General features: G+C 69.5%; 6 protein-coding genes and 1 pseudogene. 5 read left to right on the top strand and 2 right to left on the bottom strand.

Features of this window, described 5'->3' with window-relative positions; all coding sequences use genetic code 11:
* Both ABZ027_RS22055 and ABZ027_RS22050 read right to left on the bottom strand, forming a co-directional pair.
* A pseudogene (locus ABZ027_RS22055) lies at positions 1-95 on the bottom strand (peptidoglycan-binding protein); the annotation flags it as partial.
* 14 nt (positions 96-109) lie between these two features.
* The gene (locus ABZ027_RS22050) at positions 110-2,491 is read right to left on the bottom strand and encodes a transglycosylase domain-containing protein (RefSeq protein WP_356770826.1); all 2,382 of its coding nucleotides are present in this window, start codon (positions 2,489-2,491) and stop codon (positions 110-112) included.
* Between the two features lie 227 nt (positions 2,492-2,718).
* Between ABZ027_RS22050 and ABZ027_RS22045 the strand changes: the two genes are divergently transcribed.
* The 5 genes from ABZ027_RS22045 to ABZ027_RS22025 all read left to right on the top strand — a co-directional run bounded on the left by ABZ027_RS22045 (position 2,719) and on the right by ABZ027_RS22025 (position 7,558).
* A complete protein-coding gene (locus ABZ027_RS22045; protein WP_356770824.1) occupies positions 2,719-3,666 on the top strand; it encodes an SPFH domain-containing protein in 948 nt (315 codons plus the stop codon).
* Positions 3,663-3,917, top strand: a complete 255-nt coding sequence (locus tag ABZ027_RS22040) for a hypothetical protein (protein ID WP_356770822.1) — start codon at positions 3,663-3,665, stop codon at positions 3,915-3,917. The genes ABZ027_RS22045 and ABZ027_RS22040 overlap by 4 nt, the downstream gene beginning before the upstream one ends.
* Positions 3,918-4,011: 94 nt before the next feature.
* The gene (locus ABZ027_RS22035) at positions 4,012-4,536 is read left to right on the top strand and encodes a PadR family transcriptional regulator (protein ID WP_356770820.1); all 525 of its coding nucleotides are present in this window, start codon (positions 4,012-4,014) and stop codon (positions 4,534-4,536) included.
* Positions 4,533-5,222: an ABC transporter ATP-binding protein gene (locus ABZ027_RS22030; protein ID WP_356770818.1), complete on the top strand. Its 690-nt coding sequence runs from the start codon at positions 4,533-4,535 to the stop codon at positions 5,220-5,222. Before ABZ027_RS22035 ends, ABZ027_RS22030 begins: the two co-directional genes overlap by 4 nt.
* Positions 5,219-7,558, top strand: a complete 2,340-nt coding sequence (locus ABZ027_RS22025) for an FtsX-like permease family protein (RefSeq protein WP_356770816.1) — start codon at positions 5,219-5,221, stop codon at positions 7,556-7,558. Before ABZ027_RS22030 ends, ABZ027_RS22025 begins: the two co-directional genes overlap by 4 nt.
* Position 7,559 lies beyond the last annotated feature (1 nt).

Genomic DNA, 7,559 nt, shown 5'->3' with positions numbered 1-7,559 from the left:
GCGACCGGGTCGAACGGGTCGAAGGACGTGCCGGCCACGTGGTACGCGGCGAAGGTCGGGTCGATCACCTGGAGCAGGCCCTTGGAGGGGGTGCCGCCCCTTCTCGTTGCTATTCGTCCCCGTCCGGTTGGGCCGGGTCGTCGGAGGTGCCGCCGCCCCCGGCCGGTGGGCTCGTCGTCGGGGCCGGCGAGCTCGCCGGTGGGCTGCTCGGCGGTGCGGTCGTCGTTGTCTGGCTGGGCGGCGGGGACGCCGGGGACGACGAGGGCGGGGGCGCCGACGATGTCGGCGGCTTCGTCGTCGGATTGCTCGACGGAGACCGGGTCGGCTGTTGGGTGACCGTCGGCGACTTGGTCGGCTTGACCGCCGCGCCCTGGTCGGTGTCCAGGTCGAACTTGGTGTTCTTGGCCGAGACGCCGAAGGTGTACATGGCCCAGATCTGCGCCGGGAACCCGCCTCCGGCGACGCGCACCTTGCCGCCCGCGCCGTACATCTTGGTCTGCGCGCGGGTCTTCTCGTCCTCGCCGAACAGGCCCACCGAGGTGACCAGGTCGGGCGTGTAGCCGGTGAACCAGGCCGACTTGTTGTCGTCGGAGGTACCGGTCTTGCCGGCGATCTGCCGACCGTCGCGCGCCGAGTTCTCCCGCACCGACTTGCGGGCCGTACCGTCGTCCACCACGCCGGTCAGCACCGACGTGACCGTGTCGGCGGTCTCCGGCGTGAGGACCTGGTCGCCGATCGGGTCGGGCATCTCCACCTTGCTGGTGGCGTGCTCGGCCGACTTGACGAGGGTCGGCGTGACCTGCTTGCCGTGGTTGTCGAGCGTGGCGTAGACCCCGGCCATCTGCAGCGGGCTCGCGCCCATGCTGCCGAGGGTCTGCGCGGGCACCGCCGGTAGTTCGGCGGTGTCCATGCCGAGCTTCTCGCCCATCTTGAGCACGTTGTCCATGCCGACGTCCACGCCCATCTGCGCGAAGACGGAGTTGATGGAATCGTCCATCGCCTTCTGCACGGTGACGTCGCCGTAGTCGCGGTCGTCCTCGTTCTCCGGCGCGAACGCGATGTCACTGCCCACGACCGGGCGCTTGCTGGTGCCGTCGTAGATCGTGCTCGGGGTGATCGGCTCGTCGGACTGCGTGACCGCCTCGTCCTCCAGGGCGGCGGCGAGGATCACCGGCTTGAAGGTCGACGCGGGCTGGTAGTCCGCCCGGGTCGCGTTGGACCGGAAGTGCTTGAAGTAGTCAACACCGCCGTACAGAGCGACGATCTCGCCCGTCTTCGGGTCGACGGAGACCGCGCCGGCCTGGATGTCCTTGTCGACCGGGCGCTTCTTCGGATCCAGCTTGCTGGTCAGCTGCTCCTTGACGGCCTTCTCCAGCTTGGCCTGCTTCTTCTTGTCGATGTTCAGGGTGATGGTCCACCCCTTGCCGATCACCTGGGCCTCCGCCTGGGAGCGCGTGATGCCCTCCTGCTTCATCAGCTGGTTCTCGAGCTGCGTGTTGGCGAGGTCGACCAGGTAGCCCTTCTGGCCCTCCAGACCGGCGGCGCCCTTCGGCTTCTCCGGTGGTTCGAACTCCATGGCGTCGCGATCGGCCTTCTTGAGCCAGTCCTCCTCGACCATGTTGTCCAGGACGTAGTTCCAGCGGGCCTTGACCAGCTTCTTGCCGGTCTCGCTGGCGACCTCCCAGTCGTACTGGCTCGGCGCCTGGAGGAGCGCGGCGAGATAGGCGCCCTGTTCGACGGAGAGGTCCTCGGCGTCGACCCGGTAGTAGGCCTGGGCCGCGGCCTGGATGCCGTAGGCGTTGCGGCCGAAGTAGCTGGTGTTGAGGTAGCCGGCGAGGATGTCGTCCTTGGAGTTCTGGCGGTCCACCTTCAGGGAGATGACCATCTCCTTGAGCTTGCGGGTGACCGTCTGCTCCTGGCTGAGGTAGTAGTTCTTGACGTACTGCTGGGTGATCGTCGAACCGCCCTGCGCGCCCCGGCCCATGAGCGTGTTGTACAGACCTCGGGCCGTGCCCCTCGGGTCGATGCCGGAGTCGGTGTAGAAGGACTTGTTCTCGGCGGCGACGAAGGTGTGCTGGACGTCCTTGGGCACCTTGGACAGGTCCACGATCTCGCGGTTGACCTTGCCGAAACGGGCCAGGACCGAGCCGTCGCTGTACTTGTAGACATTGCTCTGCTGCTGCGCGGCCAGCGCCGCCGCGTTGCCGTCGGGGACGGGCACGATGATGTACAGCACGATGAAGGCGCCGATGCCGAGGAGGCAGAAGCCGAAGAAGGTACCGAGGACCTTTTTCCAGGTGAAGAGCCTGCGTATGCCGCTCTTCTTCGGCTTGCCCGCTTTCGCCGACTTGCCGCCGCGGCCCTTGGCCGCCTTGCGGGCGGCGGCCCGGCCGCCACCTTCGACACCCGTAGTCGGCGACGAGGACGAGCTGGTGGAGGCAACGCGGTGGCCACCACGCTGTCGCGCCCGTCTCTCTTCGGCTCGTCCCATGAGTCCGCTCGCTCCGCTTCTTTAGCTGTTGTCACACAGGTCCTGGCTCAGGTCAGCTCAGCAAGCTAACACCGCTTGGTGTGACAAAGGGCTTTCGATCCTGTCTTTTGCTGACGTGACAATCAGCACCCGTCCCACTAGAACCGACGTGCGAAAGGGAGCAAGGGTTGCGAGGAAGGGGTAAAGTGATATCACTTAGATAGATCCAAGCTTTCTGGGGGGACTCCATGACCACGAACAACTCCGCTCCGGCGGTGGGCACGACCGCCGACGTGCCCGCGATGCCCGCGCCACGCGTGCGGGAGTTCACCGCACACAGCGTCGGCGGCGGCCTCGCGCTGCTGCTGAGCCTGGTCGGGCTACTGCTCAGCGTCGGCATGCTGGTGGGCGGCGGCACGGCGTCCGCGACCGGCGCCAAGGCCACCCTGATCACCGTCGGCGTCCTGCTCGGCCTCGCCTCCTTCATCGCCCTGTGCGGCCTGAACACGGTGGCGCCGGGCGAGGCCAGGGTCGTCCAGCTCTTCGGGCGCTACCGGGGCACCATCCGCCAGGACGGGCTGCGCTGGGTGAACCCCCTCACCTCCCGCGCCAAGATCTCGACCCGGGTCCGCAACCACGAGACGCCGGTCCTCAAGGTCAACGACGCCTACGGCAACCCGATCGAGCTGGCCGCGGTCGTGGTGTGGAAGGTCGAGGACACCGCCCAGGCCAGCTTCGAGGTGGACGACTTCCTGGAGTTCGTCGCCACCCAGACCGAGGCCGCCGTGCGCCACATCGCCATCGAGTACCCGTACGACGCCCACGAGGAGGACGGCCTCTCGCTGCGCGGCAACGCCGAGGAGATCACCGAGAAGCTCGCCGCCGAACTGCGCCTGCGGGTGGAGGCGGCCGGCGTGCAGATCATCGAGTCGCGCTTCACGCACCTCGCCTACGCGCCGGAGATAGCCTCGGCCATGCTCCAGCGACAGCAGGCCGGGGCGGTCGTCGCGGCCCGGCGGCAGATCGTCGACGGCGCGGTGGGGATGGTCGAGGCGGCGCTGGCCCGGATCACCGAGCAGGACATCGTCCAGCTGGACGAGGAACGGAAGGCGGCGATGGTGTCCAACCTGATGGTGGTGCTGTGCGGCGACCGCGCACCGCAGCCGGTACTGAACACGGGAACCCTCTACCAGTGACGGCACCGTCCGAGGGGCCCTCGCCCAAGCGGCGGCCGCAGCAGCGCAAGCAGGTGCTGCTGCGGCTGGACCCGCTGGTGTACGAGGCACTGGCCCGGTGGGCCGGGGACGAACTCCGCTCCGCCAACGCCCAGATCGAGTTCCTGTTGCGCAAGGCCCTCGCCGATGCGGGCCGACTGCCCAAGGACACCGGGCCGTTGCCTCGCCGGGGCCGTCCGCCCGGCGAGGCGGGGCCTGTCGCAGAACCGTGACAATCGGCTCCCACCTGCGCGACCGTACCCCCCGCCACCGCCCGCGCACGCGACGTATACATGCGGGGTATACACCCTATGTAGAGTCGTCCGCATGTCCATCGGTCACACTCTCCTGGGACTCCTGGAGTCCGGCCCGCGTCACGGTTACGACCTGAAGCGGACCTTCGACGAGAAGTTCGGTCACGACCGGCCCCTGCACTACGGCCAGGTCTACTCGACGATGTCCCGCCTGCTCAAGAACGGTCTCGTCGAGGTCGAAGGCATCGAACCCGGCGACGGTCCGGAGCGGAAGCGGTACGCGATCACCGAGGCCGGGATCACCGACGTGCGGCAGTGGCTCGCGACGCCGGAGAAGCCCGAGCCGTATCTCCAGTCGACGCTGTACACCAAGGTCGTCCTCGCGTTGCTGACGCGGCGCGACGCGGCCGACATCCTCGACACGCAGCGGGGCGAGCATCTGCGCATGATGCGGATCCTCACCGACCGCAAGCGCAAGGGCGATCTGGCCGACCAGCTCATCTGCGACCACGCCCTGTTCCATCTGGAGGCCGACCTGCGCTGGCTCGAACTGACGGCGGCACGGCTCGACAAACTCGCCGAGGTGGTGGCCAAGTGACTCATCCCGCCGGTTCCCTGCTCACGGCCGACGGGCTGCGCAAGGCCTACGGTCCGACCCTCGCGCTCGACGGCGCCGAGTTCTCCATCCACCCCGGCGAGGTCGTCGCCGTGATGGGCCCTTCCGGGTCCGGGAAATCGACGCTGCTGCACTGTCTCGCCGGGATCGTCACGCCCGACTCGGGGTCGATCACGTACAACGGCCAGGAGATGGCCACCATGAACGACGCCCAGCGCAGTGCGCTCAGGCGCAGCGAGTTCGGGTTCGTGTTCCAGTTCGGGCAGCTCGTCCCCGAGTTGACCTGCGTCGAGAACGTCGCCCTGCCGCTGCGGCTGAACGGGACCTCCCGCAAGGAGGCCGAGCGGGCCGCGCTGTCCTGGATGGAGCGGCTGGAGGTCGACGACCTGCGCAAGAAGCGGCCCGGTGAGGTGTCCGGCGGGCAGGGGCAACGGGTCGCCGTAGCCCGGTCGCTGGTCACCGGACCGCGGGTGCTGTTCGCCGACGAGCCGACCGGCGCGCTCGACTCCTACAACGGCGAGCGGGTGATGGAGCTGCTCACCGAGGCGGCCCGGTCCACCAACGCCGCCGTCGTGCTGGTCACGCACGAGGCCCGGGTGGCCGCCTACTCCGACCGCGAGATCGTCGTACGGGACGGGAAGTCCCGTGACATGGAGCGGGCCATATGAACGTGCGGCAGTGGTGGCGGGACCTTGCCATGGGGGTCAGATTCGCCTTCGCCGGCGGGCGGGAGGGATGGGTCCGGGCGATGCTGACGGCCGTCGGGGTCGGGCTCGGGGTGGCGTTGCTGCTGCTGACCACCGCGATCCCGAACGCGCTGGCGGTACGGCACGAACGGGAGGGCGCCCGCAGCGACTACACCAGCGGCGCCCAGGTCATGCCGAAGGCTGACGACACCCTGCTCGTCGCCGACACGGGCACGACCTTCCGCGACAAGGACATCCGGGGCCGGGAGCTGGAGCCCGAGGGGTCGCGGGCGCCGCTGCCACCCGGGGTGGAGAAGTTCCCCGGGGTGGGCGACCTGGTCGTCTCGCCCGCGCTGAAGGAGCTGCTGGAGTCGGACAGCGGAAAGCTGCTGCGTGAGCGGCTGACGGGCCCGATCGTCGCCACCATCGGCGAGAGCGGGCTGATCGGCTCCGCCGACCTCGCCTACTACCGGGGCGCTGAGGGCCTCGCGGCCGATGGCCTCCACGGCGTACGGGTCGTCCGGATCGACCGGTTCGGAGACGTGAACCCGTCCCCCGACCAGACGGACCCGGTCCTGATCCTGCTGATCCTCGTCGTGTTCGTGGTGCTGCTGATGCCGGTCGCCGTGTTCATCGCCGCGGCCGTACGCTTCGGCGGCGAGCGGCGCGACCGGCGGCTCGCGGCACTCAGGCTGGTCGGCTCCGACAGCCGCTCGACCCGGCGGATCGCCGCCGGTGAGGCCCTCGCGGGCGCGGTACTCGGGCTGGTGCTGGGCGCGGGCTTCTTCATGGTGGGCCGTCAAGTGGCGGGATCGGTCGAGGTGTTCGACCTCAGCGTGTTCCCGAGCTACCTCAACCCCTCCCCCGCCCTCGCCCTGCTGGTCGGCCTCGCCGTGCCGGCGGCGGCCGTACTGGTGACGCTGTTCGCGCTGCGCACCGTCGTCATCGAGCCGCTCGGCGTGGTGCGCGCGGCCAAGCCGTCCCGGCGTCGGCTGTGGTGGCGGCTGCTGCTGCCGCTGGGCGGGCTCGCGTTGCTCTATCCGATGGTCGGGCAGGGCCGGGACGGCGGCGACTTCAACCAGTACCTGGTCGCCGGGGGTGTCATGTCCCTGCTCATCGGGGTGACCGCGCTGCTGCCGTGGATCGTCGAGGTCGTCGTCGGACGGCTCGGCGGCGGCGGGGTGGCCTGGCAACTGGCCGTGCGCAGGCTCCAGTTGAGCAGCGGTACGGCCGCCCGCATGGTCAACGGCATCGCGGTGGCGGTGGCCGGGGCGATCGCGCTGCAGATGCTGTTCGCCGGTGTGGAGAACGACTACACGAAGGACACCGGCCAGGACGTCTCACGGGCCCAGATGCAGGTGACGATGCCCAAGGAGGTTCCGCTCGGGCCGGCCACCGAGAAGTTCCGCCGGACCGAGGGTGTGCGCCACGTCTACGCGTACGCCGAGGGGTACGCCGGCGAGCGGCGCACGGATCCGGAGCTCGGCGCCCAGGTCACCGTCGGGGACTGCGAGGCGCTGCGTGAGCTCGCCGACCTGCCCTCATGCCGCGACGGTGACGTGTTCGTCGCACGGGGCGACGAGTCCGACACCGACACCCCGAAGCTGGCGAAGGCGGGCCGGACGCTGTACTTCGACCCGTCCTACGAGGGCACCGAGAAGGGCGCGGAGACCCCGTGGGTGGTGCCGTCGGGCATGAAGGAGGCGCGGAGCCTCGACGACGACCCGACCTGGTCGGCACGCGGTGGCTTCCTGCTCACCCCGAAGGCGCTGCCGAGCGGGAACACCCCGGGCCTGAGCGGCCAGCTGTACCTGAAGCTCGACCAGTCCGTGCCGGACGTGTACGACCTGGTGCGCAACACCACGGCGAAAGTCGCCCCCCTGAGCGACCCCATGGTCTGGCAGTCGGTCGAACGGTCCGACAAGTACACGGCCATCCGTACCGGCCTGTTCGCCGGCGCCGCCTGTGTGCTGGCGCTGATCGGAGCGAGCCTGCTGGTGTCGCAGCTGGAGCAACTGCGGGAGCGCAAGAAGCTGTTGTCGGCGCTGGTCGCCTTCGGCACCCGACGGCGCACGCTGAGCCTGTCGGTGCTGTGGCAGACGGCGATCCCGATCGCGCTCGGTCTGCTGCTGGCGTCGGCGGTGGGGGTGACGCTGGGCGCGGTGCTGCTGCGGATGACGGACACCACCGTGCGGGTGGACTGGCCGAGCGTGTTGTCCATGATCGGGGTGGGCGCGGCGGTCGTCCTGGTGGTGACCCTGCTCAGCCTGCCGCCGCTGCTGAGGCTGATGCGGCCGGACGGGCTGCGCACCGAGTAGG

It is taken from the genome of Streptomyces sp. NPDC006332 (genome assembly GCF_040612855.1).
GTDB lineage: Bacteria > Actinomycetota > Actinomycetes > Streptomycetales > Streptomycetaceae > Streptomyces.
The sequence above is the reverse complement of the archived record's forward strand: the minus strand, read 5'-3'. Positions and strand labels throughout refer to the sequence as shown.